Origin of the sequence: Mycobacterium sp. ELW1 (genome assembly GCF_008329905.1) — a bacterium.
GTDB lineage: Bacteria > Actinomycetota > Actinomycetes > Mycobacteriales > Mycobacteriaceae > Mycobacterium.
In genome coordinates, this window is sequence record NZ_CP032155.1 from 4168443 (window position 1) to 4185802 (window position 17360).

A 17360-nucleotide genomic window follows, 5' to 3' on the forward strand; every position below is an offset into this window, starting at 1 on the left:
GGCTTACGGCGTCCAGATCAGCAGATCCTCCATGCCGTTGTTCATCGTGACCGTGGTCGGTGCCGGCCCGGTGACGTCGAAGTGGATCTTGCCTGTCGCCGTGGCGCCCTGCGGAATGGTGGCGCCGCTGATGTTCGACGGCGCGGCGACCATCCACAGCACCCGGTAGGCCGCCTGATTGGGCGCGACGGCGTTGAACTGCGAGATGGCCGGGGTGACCGGGCCGTTGATCGCGTTCACGGTCGCCGTCGCCTCCCACAGCTGGCCGGCCACAGGATAGCCGGGCATCACGTCGCTGCTGGGTTTGAGGTCACTGACCTTCCAGCTCAACGAGACCTGGCCGACGCTGTCGGTCATCGTCAGCGGGCTTCCCAGTTTGCCGACGATGGGATAGTCGGCCGCCGCCGAGAACGGTGCGGCCGCCAGCGCGATGAGTGCGCTCAACGCGATGGCCAGTACAGCCTTGATGTAACTGGAGATCTTCACAGTGCCCTCCCCGATGAAGACATTGAATGGACGCCTTTGGCATAACCCCGGACTGACGCCGGAAGATAGTGCCCAAAGACCCGGGGAGAGATGACTTACGCCTCTAGACGGGACGCCTTCTTGCGTTCGATATCCGCCAGCGCCGCCGCGAGCTCGGCGCGCTGCGCGGCCGAGGTGTCCCAGGCGAGCTTACGGTTCTTGACGACCTTGGCCGGCGAGCCTACCGCGATCGAGAAATCCGGGATGTCGCCCTTCACCACCGCGTGGGCACCCAGGACGCAGCCCCGGCCGACCGTGGTGCCGCGCAGGACGGTCACCTTCGCCGCGATCCAGGTGTCGGGCCCGATCCGCACCGGGCTCTTGACGATGCCCTGGTCCTTGATCGGCATCTCGATGTTGTCCATCTTGTGGTCGAAGTCGCACACGTAGCACCAGTCGGCCATCAGCGCCGAGTCACCCAGTTCGATGTCCAGGTAGCAGTTGATGACGTTGTCGCGGCCCAACACCACTTTGTCGCCGAACCGCAGCGAGCCTTCGTGGGCACGGATGGTGTTCTTGTCGCCGATGTGTACCCAGCGCCCGATCTCCAGCTGCGCCAGTTCGGGGGTGGCGTGGATCTCGACGTCCTTGCCGAGGAACACCATCCCGCGGGTGATGATGTGCGGATTCGTCAGCTTGAACTTCAGCAGACGCCAGTAGCGCACCAGGTACCAGGGCGTGTAGGCCCGGTTCGCGATGACCCAGCGCAGCGAGTCCCTGGTCAGGAAGCGCGCTTGCCGCGGATCCCGCAGGCGCGAACCCATCCACCGCTTGTGGAGCGGCGATCCCCACATCGTCGTCATGGCCTGAGAGCCTAGTGGAGGTCCGGCGCGGGTTACCCTCGCCTGTACTGACACAAGGGCGCGATGGCGCGATGGGAAGGTGACACGGGTGCTGCGGCGATTGCTCGCGTTGGCGTCGGCCGCGCTGGTCGTGATCGGTTTGGCCGGTTGCGGCAACACGGACTCGTGGGTCCAGTCCACCGCGGCGCACGGCTGGTCGGCCCAGTACGCCGACGCCGCCAACAGCAGCTACACCAGCACCGGTGGCGCCACAGCGCTCCGGCTGAAATGGAGCCGCTCGGTGAAGGGCGAACTCGGCGCGGGCGCCGCACTGGGCGATGGCAGCTACCTCGCGGCGAACGGCCAGACCGCCGGCGGCTGTTCGCTGATGGTGTGGGAGAACGACAACAACGGCAGGCAACGCTGGTGCACCCGGATGGTGCTCGGCGGCGGATTCGCCAGCCCGCTGTTCGACCAGTTCGACAATCTGTTCATCGGCCAGCCCGGCATGATGCAGTCCTACCCACCGACGCAGTGGATCCGCTGGCGCCAAAACGTGATCGGAATGCCCACGACCGCAAGGTTTGTCGGTGGCGGCCAGTTGCTTGTGGTCACCCACCTCGGGCAGGTGCTGGTGTTCGACTCTCACGGCGGTGACGTGACCGGCACCCCGCTAGATCTCGTCGAGGGCCTCGACCCGACCGATTCGGTCCGCGGGCTCACCGATTGCGCCCAGGGGATGCCGCAGTGCCCGGTGGCCGCACCGCCTGCCTACGCCACCGCGACCCGGATGATCGTCGTGAGCCTGTGGCTTCCCGGCGCCAGGGCGTCGACGCTCGTGGGCCTGCAGTACCACCCCGGCCAGACCCCGCTGCTCACTCGCGAGTGGACGTCCGACGCCATCGCGGCCGGTGTGCTGGCCGCACCGGTGGCGTCCGCCGACGGGACCACCGTGTACGTCACCGGCCGCGACCGCAAACTGTGGGCATTGAAGACCTCCGACGGCAAGCCGAAATGGTCTGTGCCGCTGGACTTTCTGCCCCAGACTCCGCCATCGGTGTCACCCGACGGGCTGATCGTCGTCGGCGGCGGCCCCAATACCCACCTGGTGGCGCTCAAGGACGCCGGCGATCAGGCCCAGGTGGCCTGGCGCCGCGACGATGTCACTCCGTTGAGCACGTCGAGTCAGGCCGGCGGCGTGGCCTACACGGTGGCCGCGGGCGCGCCGTCGGGGCTGTCGTTGCTGGCGTTCGACCCCGCTGACGGTCACACCCTGAACAGCTATCCACTGCCGCAGGCCGATGGCTTCCCGGTGGGGGTGTCGGTCGGTCTGGATCGGCGGGTCGTGGTCGCCACCAGCGCCGGCCAGTTGTACAGCTTCGACCCGGCCTAGGTGAGCTGCAGCGGCGGCAGCGCCGCCCGCGGCACCGAGGCCGAGGTGGCTCCGGCGTCCGACGGCAGGAGCTCGCCCTGACCGAAGTAGAAGATCACCGCATCGTCGGTGATGGCGAAGTTCTGGTAGTGCGACGGGTCCAGTCCGTCGCCGGTGGCGATGACGCCGGTGAGACCGGTCTGACGCTCGAGATCGGTTTGTACGATCGGGAATATCGCGTTGAGAACCTTGGAATCCGGCGGGAAGAGCGTCTCGAACGTCACCGGCTTGCGGTGTGCCACATCGTAGGTGAACGCCTTGTACCAGGTTGTCGGGTGGGCGCCGCCGACGTCTTGGAAGAGTTTCAGCACCACGCTCTGGGTAACGCCCGGCGGCGGTCCCGAGGTGAATGATTCTGTGGTGACGTCCATTTCGTAGGGCATATTGCGGCCGGACGGCATCTGCGCGACGTTGGTGAATCCCTCGCGGTTCTGCGTCAGGTAGTCCAGGACGGCCTGCTCGTCGGCGTAGTCGGTGGGGAATCGCAGATCCATCGTGTACCCGGATCCGGCGGTGTGGACATGGCAGACAGTGGCGGCCTCCATCGTCCCGCCCATGGCCACGCAGTCGGTCGCCGCGCCGGCCACCGCGATGGATTGTTGGCCGGCCAGCACGCCGGCGACCAGCAGGGTGGCCAGATGGGAAATGCGCATTCGTCGACAGTCCTCGCGAGTGAAGACGGCACCGGCGCCGCTGGGCGCCAGCGTACCCGCGCTAGGTGTGTGCGGCGGATGCTCGACAGAGGAAGACCACTGAGCGCTCCCCCGCGCCGGTGCCGATCCGGGTGATCACCAGCGACAGCGAGGTGCGCCCGGCCGGCCGCAGCCGGCGTCGCAGTGCGTCGGGGTCGACTCCGACACCGCGCACCAGGATCTCGAGCTGTCCGCAATCGTGCTGTGAGAGTGCTTGGCGCAGAATCTTTTCCCGCAACGGCAGCTCGTCGAGCACTTCGAAGCCGCGCACCCCGGGTGGCACGTGATCGCCACTGAGGTAAGCGATCTCCGGGTCCAGCTGCCACAGCCCGTGCCGGGCCGCGTAATGGCGAACCAGGCCGGCGCGCACGATCGCCCCGTCGGGGTCGACGATCCAGCGGCCCGCCGGGCGGGTCGGACATTCGTCGGGGTCGGCGTCGGTGATCACCTCGCCGCGGTCCAGGACGCAGGCCCGCCGGCGCACTCCCGGTGTGGCCAGGGCGGGCGACCACAGACAGGCCTCCCGCACCGAGCCGCCGGCCGAGGTCACCTCGATCTCGCCCTCGAAGCCCAACTCCGCGACCGCCTCGAAATCGATTCCGGGCGCGCACTTCACGACGGTGGCTCGGCCGCGATAGGCGTCGAACAGCGCGTCCAGCGGTGGCACGTAGTCGCGGGGATCGAAGCGGCGACGCCCGCCCGAGCGGCGCGCCGGATCGAGCAGCACCACGGCGTCTCGGCTCACCGGGCGCAGTGCATCGGCACGGCACAGCGCCACGTCCGGCACATTGTGGTGGGCCATCGCCAGGCGCACCTCGTCGACATCACTGCCGACGAGCACGTCCGCCGTGGACCGCAACGCGGCCAGCTCGGTGCCGATCGAACAGGTCGCGTCGTGCACCACCGCACCGGCCAGCCGGGCGGCCCGGTGCCGGGCCACCGGCTCGGCCGTGGCCTGCTGCAGCGCGTCGTCGGTGAACAACCACCGCGACACGTCGCCCAGGCCGCCGAGTTTGGCGACGGCCTTGCGGCGCAACAATGTGGTTTCGACCAGTGCCGTACTGCGCTCGGCGAACCGGTCGCGGATTGCGGCGATGTCGGCGAGCCGGGTGGCATCGGTCAGCCGATAGCAGGCGACCTCCGCCAGCGCCGCCACACCGGCGTCACTGGTGAGGTAGGTGACGTCGTCGCGCCCGAAGGTCAGGACGGTTTGACTCCGGTGATCATGACGTTGTAGTACCAGCCCTTGGGCACGACGCGGCGCCAGAGGTTGTCGTCCACCCAGCTCAGCCCGATCCAGCTGTTGAAGGCGAACTTGGCGTAGCCCCAGCCCAGCTTGCCGGGCGGTACGGCGGCTTCGAATGTGCGCAGCGGCCAGCCGAGCATCGCGGCGGTGAACTCCGTCGTCGAGGTCGACACGTCGACGGCACCGGCGCTGCGGGCCATTCGCTCGAGGTCATCGGGGTCGAAGGTGTGCAGGTCCACCACCGCCTCCAGCGCCGCGGCGCGAGACGATTCGTCGAGTTCGGCCTGCGGCCGCCGCCAGCCCTCCAGACCGGGCAGCTTGGTGGCATTGGTGGCGACCCGCCAGGTCAGCGTCGACAGGGAGCGGGCGTAGGTGTTGCCCACGCTGGTGGGTTCGCCGGCGAAGACGAACCGGCCGCCCGGCTTGAGCACCCGCACGACCTCGCGCAGCGACTTCTCGACGTCGGGGATGTGGTGCAGCACGGCATGCCCGACGACGAGGTCGAACGTGTCGTCCTCGTAGGGGACGCCTTCGGCGTCGGCGACCCGGCCGTCGATGTCCAGACCCAGGTTCTGCCCGTTGCGGGTGGCGACCTTGACCATGCCCGGCGACAGGTCGGTCACCGAGCCGCGCCGGGCCACGCCGGCCTGGATCAGGTTGAGCAGGAAGAAACCGCTGCCACAGCCCAGTTCCAGGGCGCGATCGTAGGGCAGCTCACGCAGCTCCTCCGGCGGCACGGTCGCGTCGAAGAGGTTGCGGGCGTAGTCCACGCAGCGCTTGTCATACGAGATCGACCATTTGTCGTCGTAGCTCTCGGCTTCCCAGTCGTGGTACAGGATCTGGGCCAGCTTGCTGTCCTTGAGCGCCGCTTCCACCTGCTCGGCCGTGGCGTGCGGCTGCGGAGCCGGGTCGCCGGCGACATCGGGCAGGGTACGGGGATCCTTCGTCTCCATCAGGGCAGCCTAACTGCCGTCACCCGCTGCGAAGACCTGGCCGTAGCGTTGCGCCTGCTCACCGGCGTCGAGCCGGCCGTCGATGAGGGCTTTGGCGCCGGCCAGTGCGCTCGGCTCGGCGTCGACGAACCGGCCCGCCCAGGCCGCGGCGGCGTCGAAGACGTGATCGGGGGCCACCATCTCGTCGATGAGTCCGAGCGCCAGCGACTCCTTGGCGTCGACGAACCGGCCGCTGAACGCCAGTTCCTTGGCCCGCGCCGCCCCGATCGCGCGTGCCAGCCGCTCGGCTCCACCACCGCCGGGGACCAGCCCGGCCAGGATTTCGGTGGCGCCGAGTTTGACGTTGTCACCGCTGACCCGCCAGTCGGCTGCCAGCGCCAGGCTCAGCCCCGCGCCCAGCGCGTAGCCGGTGATCGCCGCGACCGTCGGCTTGGGGATCGCCGCCACCGCATCGAGCGCATCGCGGCGCAGCCGGTCGGCGGCCTCGGCCTCGGCGCGGTTCAGCGTGCGCAGCTCGGGGACGTCGTCGCCGGCGGAGAAGATCTCGTGTCCGCCGAACAGGATCACCGTCGCGATGTCGGCGCGGCGGCCCACCTCGGCGGCAGCGTCGATCAGCTCGCGGTAGGTCTGTCTGGTCAGCGCGTTGGTCGGTGGGCGTGACACCAGCAGCACCCCCACTTTCGGGTGCTGCTCGCCGACGTGCACATGGGCGAACTCGCGCACCTCAGTCGCCGTAACCCTGCGGGGCGCGACGGTTGCGCGCCTCGTTGTATCGATCACTGTTGAAGAACTCGATCTCCCAGTTGCCTTCGCGCACAGCAAGATTGGGCTGAACGACCACGATCTGGCGTTCCAGTGTCAGCACCTCGTCGACGGAGCGCCCGGCCAGCGAGTCGAGCTGCGTCCAGGTTGGCGGCAGCAGGAACGAGCGGGCCTCGGCGAAGTCCTCGATGGCGGCCTCCGGACTGGTCCAGGCCGCCTGATCGGATTCGGTGTTGTGGCCGTCGGCCCGCTGGCCCTCCGGCAGGGCGCCGACGAAGAAGTAGGTGTCGTAGCGGCGTGTGCGCTCTTCCTCGGGGGTGACCCAGTTGGCCCACGGCCGCAGCAGGTCGGCGCGCAGCACCAGGTTCTCCCGGCGCAGAAAGTCCGAGAACGACAGGCTGCGGTCGACCAGGGCCCCGCGCGCCTCCCGATAGATCGACGCATCGGCGACGATGCCGTCCGGATCGTCGGCCGGTCCGGCGAACAGCACCCCGGACTCCTCGAACGTCTCGCGGGCCGCGGCGCATACCAGTGCTTCGGCGAGGTCCTCGTCGATGCCGAACCGGGTGGCCCACCAATCCGGCCCGGGTCCGTACCAGGCGATGTCGGAGTTGCGGTCGCGGTCGTCGACGCCTCCGCCGGGGAACACCATGACCCCGCCGGCGAACTCCATCGCGCTGTGGCGGCGCATCAGAAAAACCTCGAGACCTTCAGCTGCAGTGTCCCGGATCAGCATGACCGTCGCCGCCGGCCGGACCGGCAATGGTTCGGGCTTGTCGCTCATCAGCGCCTCCTGTGGGCCGCACGACTCCGCACGCGTCGGGCGAAGTAGCGGCCGTCGATGACATCCAGCGCAATAGATTGCCCGAACGCGGTGGACAGATTCTCCGCCGTCAGGGTGTCACGCAGCAGCCCAGCGGCCACGACCTGGCCCTCGGACAGGATCAGGCAATGGCTGAAGCCGGGCGGGATCTCCTCGACGTGGTGGGTGACCAGGACCAGGGCGGGCGCATCAGGGTCGGCGGCCAGATCGGCCAGCCGGGCCACCAGTTCCTCGCGGCCGCCGAGGTCCAGCCCGGCCGCGGGCTCGTCGAGTAGGAGCAACTCGGGGTCGGTCATCAGCGAGCGGGCGATGAGGACGCGTTTGCGTTCGCCCTCCGACAGGGTGCCGTAGGTGCGGTCGGCCAGGTGTTCGGCGCCCACGCTCTCCAACGTGTCCACGGCGCGGGCGTAGTCGATCTCGTCGTAGTTCTCCCGCCACCGGCCCAACACGGCGTAACCGGCCGAGACGACCAGATCGCGGACCAGTTCGTCGTCGGGCACCCGCTGCGCGAGTGCCGCGCTGCTCAGCCCCACCCGCTGACGCAGCTCGGCCATGTCGGTGCGGCCCAGCCGCTCTGCGAGCACGTGGGCGACGCCCGACGACGGGTGTTCCATCGCGGCCGCCATCCGCAGCAGCGAGGTCTTGCCTGCACCGTTGGGGCCGATCACCACCCAGCGTTCGTCGAGTTCGACCTGCCAGGTGATGGGTCCGACCAGGACCCGGCCCCCGCGGCGCAGCGATACTTTCCGGAAGTCGATCAGCAGGTCGGGGTCGACCTCGTCGGCGGTATCGGGCACTGCACCATCGTGCCGTATTCACCCGCGTCGGCACGCCTGGGGTCGCTGCGTTTTCGACTCTTCTCGAGGATGTTCGCCCACCCGCTCGCGGCCAGGACGGGTTTCGGGGTGAGATGAAGGACCAGCTGCACCATCGGCCCGATGCCGAAGGCGTAGATGACGGTCCCGACTCCCACGCTGCCGCCCAGCAGCCAGCCCACACTCAATACGGTGGCTTCGATCGCGGTGCGCACCACACGTACCGAAACACCGGTCCGCGCAACCACTCCCGTCATCAGCCCGTCACGGGGGCCGGGCCCCAGACCGGCGCCCACGTAGAGAACCGTCGAGATCGCGTTGAGCAGCACGGCTCCCAGCATCAGGGCGACCCGGGCCGGTAGCGATTCGGGTGCGGTCAGCACGGCCAGTCCGGCGTCGACGGTCACCGCGATGACGACGACGTTCGCGACCGTGCCGATGCCGGGCTTGTTGCGCAACGGGATCCAGGCCAGTAGTACGACGACTCCGACCACCGCCGAAGCCACCCCGATGGTCATCGGTGTGTGCCGGGTCAGCCCCTGGTGGAACACATCCCACGGATCGAGGCCGAGCCCGGCGCGGACCATCATCGCCATCGACAGGCCGTAGCCGGTGAGGCCGGTCAGCAGGGCGAAGCCGCGCAGCGCTGCGCTCACCGGTGGTCGGAGAACCGCACGCGCAGGGCGTCGAGATCCGCTCGCATCCGGCGCGCGTCGGCGTCGACGTCATCCCATCCGGTCGAGGACGGATTCCAGGGGCCGTGGCCGGGGTCGAGCAGGGTCGCGAGGCGGGAGGCCACTCGGGAGAACCAGGTACTCATGCGGACCATGATTCCGACTGACTGGCTTGCCCTTCAATAGCCAGTTGGCCCATACTGGCTTGCAAATGGCGACGACTATGACGGCCAGAACCCTCGATCCGGACCTTCTGGTCCGGGAATTGGGCAACTGGCGGACTTCCAGCAAAAGTGGACCCACCTACCAGGCCTTGGCCGACGGGCTGCGGATGCTGATCGTCGACGGCCGGCTGCCGGTCGGTTCGCGGCTGCCCAGCGAACGCGTGCTCGCCGAAGTGCTGCGAGTGTCCCGAACCACCGTCACCACCGCGTATGCGGAGCTGGGCGACAGCGGCTATCTGCACGCCCGGCGCGGCGCCCGCAGCACGGTTGCGCTCCCCCACACCCCGGTCAGCGTCCCGAGTCCGACACCAGCCGCCATCAACCTGGCGGCGGCCGCTCTGGCCGCCCCGGCCAGCGCGGTGCAGGAGGCGTTCACCGAGGCCGCCCGCGAGTCCGCCGGCTATCTGCAGCTGACCGGCCACGACATGCGCGGGATCTTGCCCTTCCGTCGCGCGATCGCCGAACGTTATTGCGCCAGAGGGCTTCCCACCGAACCCGACCAGATCATGGTCACCAGCGGCGCGCAGCACGCGATCGCTCTGATCCTGACGACCTACGTTCAGCCCGGTGATCGCGTACTCGTGGAGCAGCCCACCTATCACGGCGCGCTCAGCGCGATCGCGACCGCGGGCGCGCGGCCCGTTCCGGTGGCGATGACCAGGGAGGGTTGGGAACTCGACGCCGTACACGCCGCCGTGCGACAACTCGCCCCGACTCTGGCCTATCTGGTACCCGACAATCACAATCCGACAGGGTTCTCGATGCCACCCGCGGACCGCAAGCGAATTTGCGACATCGTCGCCGAGACCCGCACCCGCACAGTGATCGACGAGACCCTCACCGACGTCTGGATCGACGAGCCGATGCCGCCGCCGGTTGCCGCATCGATGAGGACGCGCACCGACCTGATGATCACGATCGGCTCGATGTCGAAGTCATTCTGGGGTGGGATGCGCATCGGCTGGATCCGCGCCGAACCGAGCGTGCTCGCCACCATCCGCGCGGTCCGCCCGTCGATCGATCTGGGTACCTCGGTGGTCGAACAGCTCGCTGCGGCAAGGCTTCTCACGCACCGGGCTGAGGAGGTACTGCCCGAACGCCGCGAGATCCTGCGGGGGCGACGGGCGCTGCTCCTCGAACTTCTGGAGCAACACCTGCCCGAATGGCGCCCGCTGCCCGGGACCGGCGGCATGTCGCTGTGGGTGCAGCTGCCCGCGCCGGTGAGTTCGGCGATGTGCGCCTCGGCCTCCCGGCTCGGCGTCGAGTTGCCGCCCGGCCCCCGCTTCGGGGTCGACGGCACGTTGGAGCGCTTCGTCCGGATTCCGTTCGCACTGCCCGAGGATGAGCTGACCGAGGCCATCGAACTGCTCGGCCGGGCGTGGCGCAGCATCACCGGCTCGGCCACCGTCGAGTCGACAGCCGTGGTGATCTAGCGATTTACTCCGGCGGGATCTCCACCCGGCGCAGCACGCCGTCGACGGCGTCGGCCGCCTCGATTTCGGCGCGGGTGATGCCGAGGATGAACAGCACGGTGTCCAGGTAGGGATGGCTCAGCGACGTGTCGGCCACCGCCCGCAGCGCGGGCTTGGCATTGAAGGCCACCCCGAGCCCGGCGGCGGCCAGCATGTCGATGTCGTTGGCCCCGTCGCCGACGGCCACGGTCTGCTCCATCGGGACACCGACCTGGCGCGCAAAGTCGCGCAACGCCTTGGCTTTTCCGGCGCGGTCGACGACCTCGCCGACGACGCGTCCGGTCAGCTTGCCGTCGACGATCTCGAGTTCGTTGGCCGCCACGAAGTCGAGCATCAGCTCATGGGCCAACGGGTCGATCACCTGGCGGAAGCCGCCGGAGACCACCCCGCAGTGAAAGCCCAACCGCCGCAAGGTCCGAATCGTGGTGCGCGCGCCGGGGGTCAGTTCGATCTGATCGGCGACCTCGTCGAGTACCTCGGCGGGCAGCCCGGCCAAGGTCTCCACCCGGCGGTGTAGTGACTCGGCGAAGTCCAGTTCGCCCCGCATGGCCGCCTCGGTGACCGCGGCGACCGCTTCCTCGGCGCCGGCATGCGCAGCCAGCATCTCGATGACCTCACCCTGGATGAGCGTGGAGTCCACGTCGAACACAATGAGCCGCTTGGCCCGTCGCTCCAGGCTGTAGTTCTCGACGGCGATGTCCAAGCCCTGCTCGGCCGCCACCCGCGCCAGTAGCGTGCGCAGATCGCCACCGACACCGACGGGAACCGACACCCGCAGCTCCAGACCGGTCACCGGGTAGTCGGAGACGCCGCGGATGAAGTCGATGTTGACCCCGAGCGCCGCGGCCTCGCGAGCCACCACACCGAAGGCCGCCGCCGTGATCGGCCGCCCGAGAACGACGATGGTGTGGGTGGACGGCTCGCGGATAATCGGCGAATCGTCACTGCGTTCGATCGTGACGTCCAGCCCGACCCGATGTATCGCAGTGGTGACGTCATCGCGCAGCTGCGCACCGTCGGCCACAGTGGCCTCACCGGAAACCAGCACACCGAGCGTCAACCGCCCGCGGATCACCACCTGCTCGACGTTGAGCAGGTGGACCGCGTGGCGGGCCAACACTTCGAACAATGCAGAGGTGACGCCAGGCTGGTCGACACCGGTGACGGTGATCAGCACCGACACCTTGGACATGGTCATACCCGGAAGGTTGCGAATCCCGAGTTAGGTGCGGACGTGCTCGCCGTCGAGGCGCGTCACGTCGCCGTCGTCGGGGCCGTGTGCGCGCCCGACGTGCGCCTCGGCACGCATCCGCTCGATCATGTGCGGGTAGTGCAGCTCGAATGCCGGACGCTCCGAACGGATCCGGGGCAGCTCGCTGAAGTTGTGCCGCGGCGGCGGGCACGACGTGGCCCACTCCAAGGAGTTGCCGTAGCCCCACGGATCGTCGACGGTGACGACCTCGCCGTAGCGCCAGCTCTTGAAGATGTTCCACACGAACGGCAGCACCGACACACCGAGGATGAACGCGCCGATGGTCGACACGATGTTCAGCGTCTCGAATCCGTCCGAGGGCAGGTAGTCGGCGTACCGGCGGGGCATGCCCTCGTCACCGAGCCAGTGCTGCACCAGGAACGTGGTGTGGAAGCCGATGAACGTCAGCCAGAAGTGCACCTTGCCGAGGCGCTCATCGAGCAGGCGACCCGTCATCTTCGGGAACCAGAAGTAGATCCCGGCGTAGGTCGCGAACACGATGGTGCCGAACAGCACGTAGTGGAAGTGCGCGATCACGAAGTAGCTGTCGCTGACGTGGAAGTCCAGCGGCGGGCTGGCCAGCAGCACACCGGACAGGCCACCGAGCAGGAACGTCACCAGGAAGCCGATGGAGAACAGCATCGGCGTCTCGAACGTGAGCCGACCCTTCCACATCGTGCCGATCCAGTTGAAGAACTTGATGCCGGTGGGCACCGCGATCAGGAACGTCATGAACGAGAAGAACGGCAGCAGGACCGCGCCGGTGACGTACATGTGGTGCGCCCACACCGCCACCGACAGCGCCGCGATGCTGATCGTCGCGTAGATCAGGGTGGTGTAACCGAAGATCGGCTTGCGGGAGAAGACCGGGAAGATCTCCGAGACGATGCCGAAGAACGGCAGCGCGATGATGTACACCTCGGGGTGACCGAAGAACCAGAACAAGTGCTGGAACAGCATCGTTCCGCCGTTGGCGGGGTCATAGATGTGCGCACCCAGATGGCGGTCGGCAGCCAGGCCGAACAGCGCGGCGGTCAGCAGCGGGAACGCCACCAGCACCAGGATCGACGTGACGAAGATGTTCCAGGTGAAGATCGGCATCCGGAACATGGTCATGCCGGGGGCACGCATGCAGACCACGGTCGTGATCATGTTGACCGCGCCGAGGATGGTGCCCAGACCACCGACGGCCAGGCCGAGAATCCACAGGTCACCGCCGGCGCCCGGGCTGTGCATGGCGTCCGAGAGCGGGGTGTAGGCGGTCCAGCCGAAGTCGGCGGCACCACCGGGGGTGATGAATCCGGCCAGCGCGATCATCGCGCCGAAGACGAACAGCCAGAACGACAGCGCGTTCAAACGCGGGAACGCCACGTCGGGGGCGCCGATCTGCAGCGGCAGCACCAGGTTGGCGAACCCGAACACGATCGGGGTCGCGTAGAACAGCAGCATCGCCGTGCCGTGCATGGTGAACAGCTGGTTGTACTGCTCATTCGACAGGAACTGCAGCCCCGGCACAGCCAGCTCGGCGCGAATGAACAGCGCCATCAAGCCACCCATGAAGAAGAAGATGAAGCAGGCGACGCAGTACATGATGCCGATCAACTTGTGATCGGTCGTCGTGACCAGCTTGTAGATCAGGTTGCCCTTGGGACCCATCCGTGCAGGTGCGGGTCGAGTCGCCTCGAGTTCCCCCCGCGAAGGCACAACGGCAGTCAACTGTCCTCCAAAAATCGTTAGCGCGCCGAGAACGTGTAGTTGATCCTAGCCGCCCGTCGCCGCCAATGGGCTGTGGGTCCTACATTCTGTCGTATTTGTCACCGATACACCTTCAACCGCAGCTCAGCGACCCTACAACAGGCGGATGTTACGGTCGGCGTCGTGCTGATCGGTGGTGGGCGTGCGGGTGTCGTGATGGCCGCCGGGGCGGCGCTGGCCGCGGTCGCCATGACCGTTGCCAGCGGGTGCTCCACAACTCCGAAGGCCGCCCCACCGGGCGCAACGTCGCTGGTCACCAGCACCACGAAAATCGCGAGTGCGGGTGTGCTGGGCAATCAGCGCCGGCCCGACGAATCGTGTGCACCCGAGCCGGCCCGCCTCGACCCCGCCGCGCCCGACCCGCAACGCATCGTGGTGCTCTCCGGTGACGAGCTCGACGCACTGTGCGCGCTGGGGTTGCAGACGCGGATCGTGGCGGCCGCCCTGCCCGACGGGTCCACCAGCCAGCCGTCATATCTGGGCACCGTCATCCACAACCTGCCCGCAGCCGGCACCCGCAGCGCACCGGACCTCACCGCGATCGCGGCCGCCAAACCGGACCTGATCCTCGGCTCCCAGGAGTTGACGCCGCAGTCCCTGCCGGAGCTGACCGCCATCGCCCCGACCGTGTTCGCCGACGCCCCCGGCGCCCAGTGGCAGGACAACGTGCGCACCGTCGGGGCAGCGACCGGACGAGCCCAGGCCGCGGCCGATCTGATCGGCGGGTTCATCGAGCAGGCCAAGCAGAAGGGCATGGCCAACGACGCCCCGCACTTCCAGGCCTCCATCGTCCAGTTCACCGACACCACGATCCGGGTGTACGGCGCGGCGAATTTCCCGGCGTCGGTGTTGGCGGATGTGGGAGTGGATCGTCCTGCAGCGCAACGGTTTACCGGCAAGCCATACATCGAGATCGGCATTTCCGACGCCGATCTGAACCGTTCCCCGGACCTCTCCGCTGCCGACGGCGACATCGTCTACCTGTCCTTCGCTTCGCCGGCCGCCAAGGATCGGGCGCCTGCCGTCCTCGACAGCGCGCCGTGGCGAAGGCTGTCAGCCAACCGAGACAACCGCGTCTTCGTCGTCAACAACGAGGTCTGGCAGACCGGCCAGGGCCTGGTCGCCGCACGCGGCATCCTCGACGACCTGCGCTGGCTCAACGCACCGATCAACTAACCGCAGGCGGTAAGTTCAGACCCGTGTTCCACGTGCTGACGATCACCTATGAAAAGCCGCTCGACGTCGTCGACCAGACCCGGCCGGCCCATCTGGCGTTCTTGAACGACGAAATCGAGGCCGGCCGTCTGCTGCTCGCCGGACGCCTGGAGACAGGTACCGGTGGCGTCCTGATCACCGCGGATATCAGCACCGAGGATGCCCAGAGCATCATCGACCGCGACCCGTACACGCTGGCGGGCGTGGTCAGCTATCAGCGGTTATCTTTTAACGGCGGGGTTCGCGCACCCGGGTTGTAAACCTCGTCACGTCGGGATTAGGCATCCGCCCCGCCGGGTTATGTCTGTTGGTCGCAACGTTGCGACCCAACTTGCACTCAAAACGCTGAATCACTCAGTGCTGCCCGAAACGCGATCAAAGAGGACACGATGAGCACAGTTACCGCGTATGCCGCCACGTCGGCAACCGAGCCCCTGACCAAGACGACCGTCACCCGCCGCGAGGTCGGCCCGCATGACGTCAAATTCGACATCCACTTCGCCGGGATCTGTCACTCCGACATCCACACGGTGCGCGGTGAATGGGGCGGTGTCCGTTACCCGCTCGTACCCGGACACGAAATCGCCGGTGTCGTAACCGAAGTCGGCTCGGATGTGACCAAGTACAAGGTCGGCGACCGGGTCGGCGTCGGCTGCTTCGTCGACTCCTGCCGCGAATGCGACAGCTGTAAGGCCGGCCTCCAGCAGTACTGCACCGGTTCAGGCATGGTCGGCACCTACGGCTCGGTGGGCCGCGACGGCCAGCCCACCGCCGGTGGCTACAGCGGCAACATCGTCGTCGACGAGAACTATGTGCTGCGCATCCCCGATTCGCTGTCGCTGGAGGCCGCCGCGCCGCTGATGTGCGCGGGCATCACCACCTTCTCCCCGCTGCGGCACTGGAATGCCGGTCCGGGCAAGCGAATTGCGGTCGTCGGTCTCGGTGGCCTCGGGCACATGGGCGTCAAGCTCGGCGTCGCGATGGGCGCTGAGGTGACGGTGTTGTCGCAGTCGCTGAAGAAGATGGAAGACGGCCTGCGACTGGGAGCCGGTGAGTACTACGCGACCAGCGATCCCGAGACGTTCAAAAAGCTGCGCAACTCTTTCGACCTGATCCTGAACACCGTGTCGGCCAACCTCGATCTGAGCGCCTACCTGAGCACCCTGCGGGTCGACGGCACGCTGGTCGAGCTGGGCATGCCCGAGCAGCCGATGGTGGTTCCGGCGCAGCCGCTGGTCAGCATGCGGCGCCACCTGTCGGGTTCGATGATCGGCGGCATCCCGGAAACCCAGGAGATGCTGGACTTCTGCGCCGAGAAGGGCATCGAGCCCGAAATCGAGCTGATCCAGCCGGATTACATCAACGAGGCTTACGAGCGGGTGCTCGTCAGCGACGTGCGGTACCGCTTCGTGATCGACACCGAATCACTGCGGACCGCATAGCGATCACTCGCTGACGGGGTCCTCGGACACACCGGTCAGCGGCCAACCGGCCGCGGCCAGTGTGGCCGCGACCCGCTTGACGTTGTCCGGCCCGGCATCGTGGTGGCTGACGTCCTTGATGAATGCCGCGATCTCGTCCTCGTCGATCCCGCCCTCGAGGGCGGCCGAGTCCTTGGCGGTGATGTTGGCGACGACCTCTTTGATCTGCTCTTCGGTCAGCGGGGTCGAGCGCAACAAGGCCAGCAGCGGGACCCGGTCAGGACCAGGCACCCCGTTGGGGTAACCGGCGCGCAGCCAGTTCAGGATCGAGTTCAACAGCGACGTAGCGGTCACAGCGCTCAGTCTCTCGGTTAGCCCCGACCGGCGCCAGCACCGATGGCACAGTTCTCCCCCGGTTCACACCGCGTTCACCGGTCGACGGCGTATTTCCCCAGGAATTGGACGACCGCATCGGCGAACAGGTCGTTGCGATCGCCGGCCACCATGTGGCCAGCGCCGGCGACGTCGACGAACTCGATCTGCGGGAAGCGCCCGAGGAACTCGTCGGCGCGTTCCTGCGTGACGAGGTCGCTCATCTGGCCGCGCACCAACAGCATCGGAGTGCCGGCCGCCAGGATCGCCGCGACCGCCGCGTTGATGCGATCGACGTCGGTCACCTCGATGGGCGGGCGCGACGCGCTGCCGTCGATGAACTTCGGATCCCAGTGCCAGTACCAGCGGCCGTCGCGGTGACGCAGATTCGCGCGAAGGCCGTCGAGGTCGTCGGGGCGGCGGCGGTGCGGGTTGTACTCCTGAATCATGTCGGCCACCTCGTCGAGCGATGCGAATCCGGATTCCATGCGGTCATACATGAATTGGTGGATCCGCGAAGCGCCCGACGGGTCCATGTCCGGGACGATGTCGACGAGAACGAGGGCGCGCAACGCCTCGGGGGCAATCTCACCGGCGAGCAGCATGCCGGTGAACCCACCAAGAGATGCGCCGACGAGCACCGGGCGCGGCGGCAGCCGGCGCAGGAGTTCCAGCACATCCCCGGCGAAGCTGACCACCCGGTAGTCACCGTCGGGCGACCAGTCGGACTCGCCGTGGCCACGCAGGTCGACAGTGACCGCCTGCCAGCCGCGGCCGGCCACCGCTGCGGCTGCCCGGCCCCAGGATCGACGGGTCTGGCCACCACCGTGCAGAAAGACGACCGCAGGCGCATCCGGCTCGCCGATGCGGTCAGCCGCGATGCGGATCCCGTCGACACCAGTCGCGCTGAAGGGTTCGGGTGTGCTCACGCAACCAGCATCCGTG

Annotated in this window: 19 protein-coding genes; 5 read left to right on the forward strand and 14 right to left on the reverse strand. The window is 67.8% G+C overall.

The genetic code is table 11. The features are described from left to right. Window positions 1-3 precede the first annotated feature (3 nt). Both D3H54_RS19780 and D3H54_RS19785 read right to left on the reverse strand, forming a co-directional pair. Window positions 4-486 (reverse strand): MPT63 family protein, encoded by a 483-nt coding sequence (locus D3H54_RS19780; RefSeq protein WP_149380496.1) that lies wholly within the window; start codon window positions 484-486, stop codon window positions 4-6. Between the two features lie 95 nt (window positions 487-581). Beyond that, complete coding sequence (locus D3H54_RS19785) at window positions 582-1328, reverse strand: acyltransferase (protein WP_083116693.1); 747 nt, start codon at window positions 1326-1328, stop codon at window positions 582-584. A gap of 109 nt (window positions 1329-1437) precedes the next feature. Between D3H54_RS19785 and D3H54_RS19790 the strand changes: the two genes are divergently transcribed. After that, window positions 1438-2700, forward strand: coding sequence for an outer membrane protein assembly factor BamB family protein (locus D3H54_RS19790; RefSeq protein ID WP_210419752.1), 1263 nt, complete (start codon window positions 1438-1440; stop codon window positions 2698-2700). Here the strand turns inward: D3H54_RS19790 and D3H54_RS19795 are convergent. The 8 genes from D3H54_RS19795 to D3H54_RS31285 all read right to left on the reverse strand — a co-directional run bounded on the left by D3H54_RS19795 (window position 2697) and on the right by D3H54_RS31285 (window position 8850). Continuing rightward, the gene (locus D3H54_RS19795) at window positions 2697-3392 is read right to left on the reverse strand and encodes an esterase (protein WP_149380498.1); all 696 of its coding nucleotides are present in this window, start codon (window positions 3390-3392) and stop codon (window positions 2697-2699) included. The genes D3H54_RS19790 and D3H54_RS19795 overlap by 4 nt on opposite strands. A 61-nt stretch (window positions 3393-3453) precedes the next feature. Beyond that, window positions 3454-4674, reverse strand: coding sequence for a THUMP-like domain-containing protein (locus D3H54_RS19800; protein WP_432246604.1), 1221 nt, complete (start codon window positions 4672-4674; stop codon window positions 3454-3456). After that, complete coding sequence (locus D3H54_RS19805) at window positions 4632-5630, reverse strand: class I SAM-dependent methyltransferase (protein WP_168214918.1); 999 nt, start codon at window positions 5628-5630, stop codon at window positions 4632-4634. The genes D3H54_RS19800 and D3H54_RS19805 overlap by 43 nt, the downstream gene beginning before the upstream one ends. Before the next feature lie 9 nt (window positions 5631-5639). Continuing rightward, complete coding sequence (locus D3H54_RS19810; protein WP_149380501.1) at window positions 5640-6353, reverse strand: enoyl-CoA hydratase; 714 nt, start codon at window positions 6351-6353, stop codon at window positions 5640-5642. 1 nt (window position 6354) lies between these two features. Next, a complete protein-coding gene (locus D3H54_RS19815; protein ID WP_149380502.1) occupies window positions 6355-7176 on the reverse strand; it encodes an NUDIX hydrolase in 822 nt (273 codons plus the stop codon). Then, window positions 7176-8030: an ABC transporter ATP-binding protein gene (locus D3H54_RS19820; RefSeq protein WP_168215094.1), complete on the reverse strand. Its 855-nt coding sequence runs from the start codon at window positions 8028-8030 to the stop codon at window positions 7176-7178. The genes D3H54_RS19815 and D3H54_RS19820 overlap by 1 nt, the downstream gene beginning before the upstream one ends. Beyond that, window positions 7973-8626 (reverse strand): membrane protein YczE, encoded by a 654-nt coding sequence (gene yczE / locus D3H54_RS19825; RefSeq protein ID WP_286199304.1) that lies wholly within the window; start codon window positions 8624-8626, stop codon window positions 7973-7975. The genes D3H54_RS19820 and yczE overlap by 58 nt, the downstream gene beginning before the upstream one ends. A 56-nt stretch (window positions 8627-8682) precedes the next feature. Continuing rightward, entirely contained in the window at window positions 8683-8850 is a 168-nt protein-coding gene (locus D3H54_RS31285) for a hypothetical protein (RefSeq protein WP_096310941.1), read from the reverse strand. Between the two features lie 65 nt (window positions 8851-8915). Here D3H54_RS31285 and yczR point away from each other — a divergent pair, with 65 nt between their 5' ends. Further along, on the forward strand, window positions 8916-10361 hold the full coding sequence (gene yczR, locus D3H54_RS19830) for a MocR-like transcription factor YczR (RefSeq protein WP_149380505.1): 1446 nt from the start codon (window positions 8916-8918) through the stop codon (window positions 10359-10361). A gap of 4 nt (window positions 10362-10365) precedes the next feature. On the opposite strand, the gene serB is transcribed toward yczR, so the two are convergent. Together serB and ctaD are read right to left on the reverse strand one after the other, a co-directional pair. Beyond that, window positions 10366-11592 carry a phosphoserine phosphatase SerB gene (gene serB / locus D3H54_RS19835; RefSeq protein ID WP_168215095.1) on the reverse strand — a complete coding sequence of 409 codons (1227 nt, stop codon included), beginning with the start codon at window positions 11590-11592 and terminating at the stop codon, window positions 10366-10368. A gap of 30 nt (window positions 11593-11622) precedes the next feature. Continuing rightward, window positions 11623-13368 (reverse strand): aa3-type cytochrome oxidase subunit I, encoded by a 1746-nt coding sequence (ctaD, locus tag D3H54_RS19840; protein ID WP_168214919.1) that lies wholly within the window; start codon window positions 13366-13368, stop codon window positions 11623-11625. A 162-nt stretch (window positions 13369-13530) separates the two neighbouring features. Between ctaD and D3H54_RS19845 the strand changes: the two genes are divergently transcribed. The 3 genes from D3H54_RS19845 (at window position 13531) to D3H54_RS19855 (ending at window position 16064) form a co-directional block, all read left to right on the forward strand. Continuing rightward, window positions 13531-14583 (forward strand): iron-siderophore ABC transporter substrate-binding protein, encoded by a 1053-nt coding sequence (locus D3H54_RS19845; RefSeq protein WP_286198939.1) that lies wholly within the window; start codon window positions 13531-13533, stop codon window positions 14581-14583. A gap of 23 nt (window positions 14584-14606) precedes the next feature. After that, window positions 14607-14882, forward strand: coding sequence for a YciI family protein (locus D3H54_RS19850; protein WP_149380507.1), 276 nt, complete (start codon window positions 14607-14609; stop codon window positions 14880-14882). Between the two features lie 129 nt (window positions 14883-15011). After that, window positions 15012-16064, forward strand: a complete 1053-nt coding sequence (locus D3H54_RS19855; RefSeq protein ID WP_149380508.1) for an NAD(P)-dependent alcohol dehydrogenase — start codon at window positions 15012-15014, stop codon at window positions 16062-16064. 3 nt (window positions 16065-16067) lie between these two features. Here D3H54_RS19855 and D3H54_RS19860 read toward each other — a convergent pair whose 3' ends face one another. After that, window positions 16068-16397, reverse strand: a complete 330-nt coding sequence (locus D3H54_RS19860) for a DUF3349 domain-containing protein (RefSeq protein ID WP_149380509.1) — start codon at window positions 16395-16397, stop codon at window positions 16068-16070. Between the two features lie 74 nt (window positions 16398-16471). Next, window positions 16472-17344 carry an alpha/beta fold hydrolase gene (locus D3H54_RS19865; protein WP_149380510.1) on the reverse strand — a complete coding sequence of 291 codons (873 nt, stop codon included), beginning with the start codon at window positions 17342-17344 and terminating at the stop codon, window positions 16472-16474. Window positions 17345-17360 lie beyond the last annotated feature (16 nt).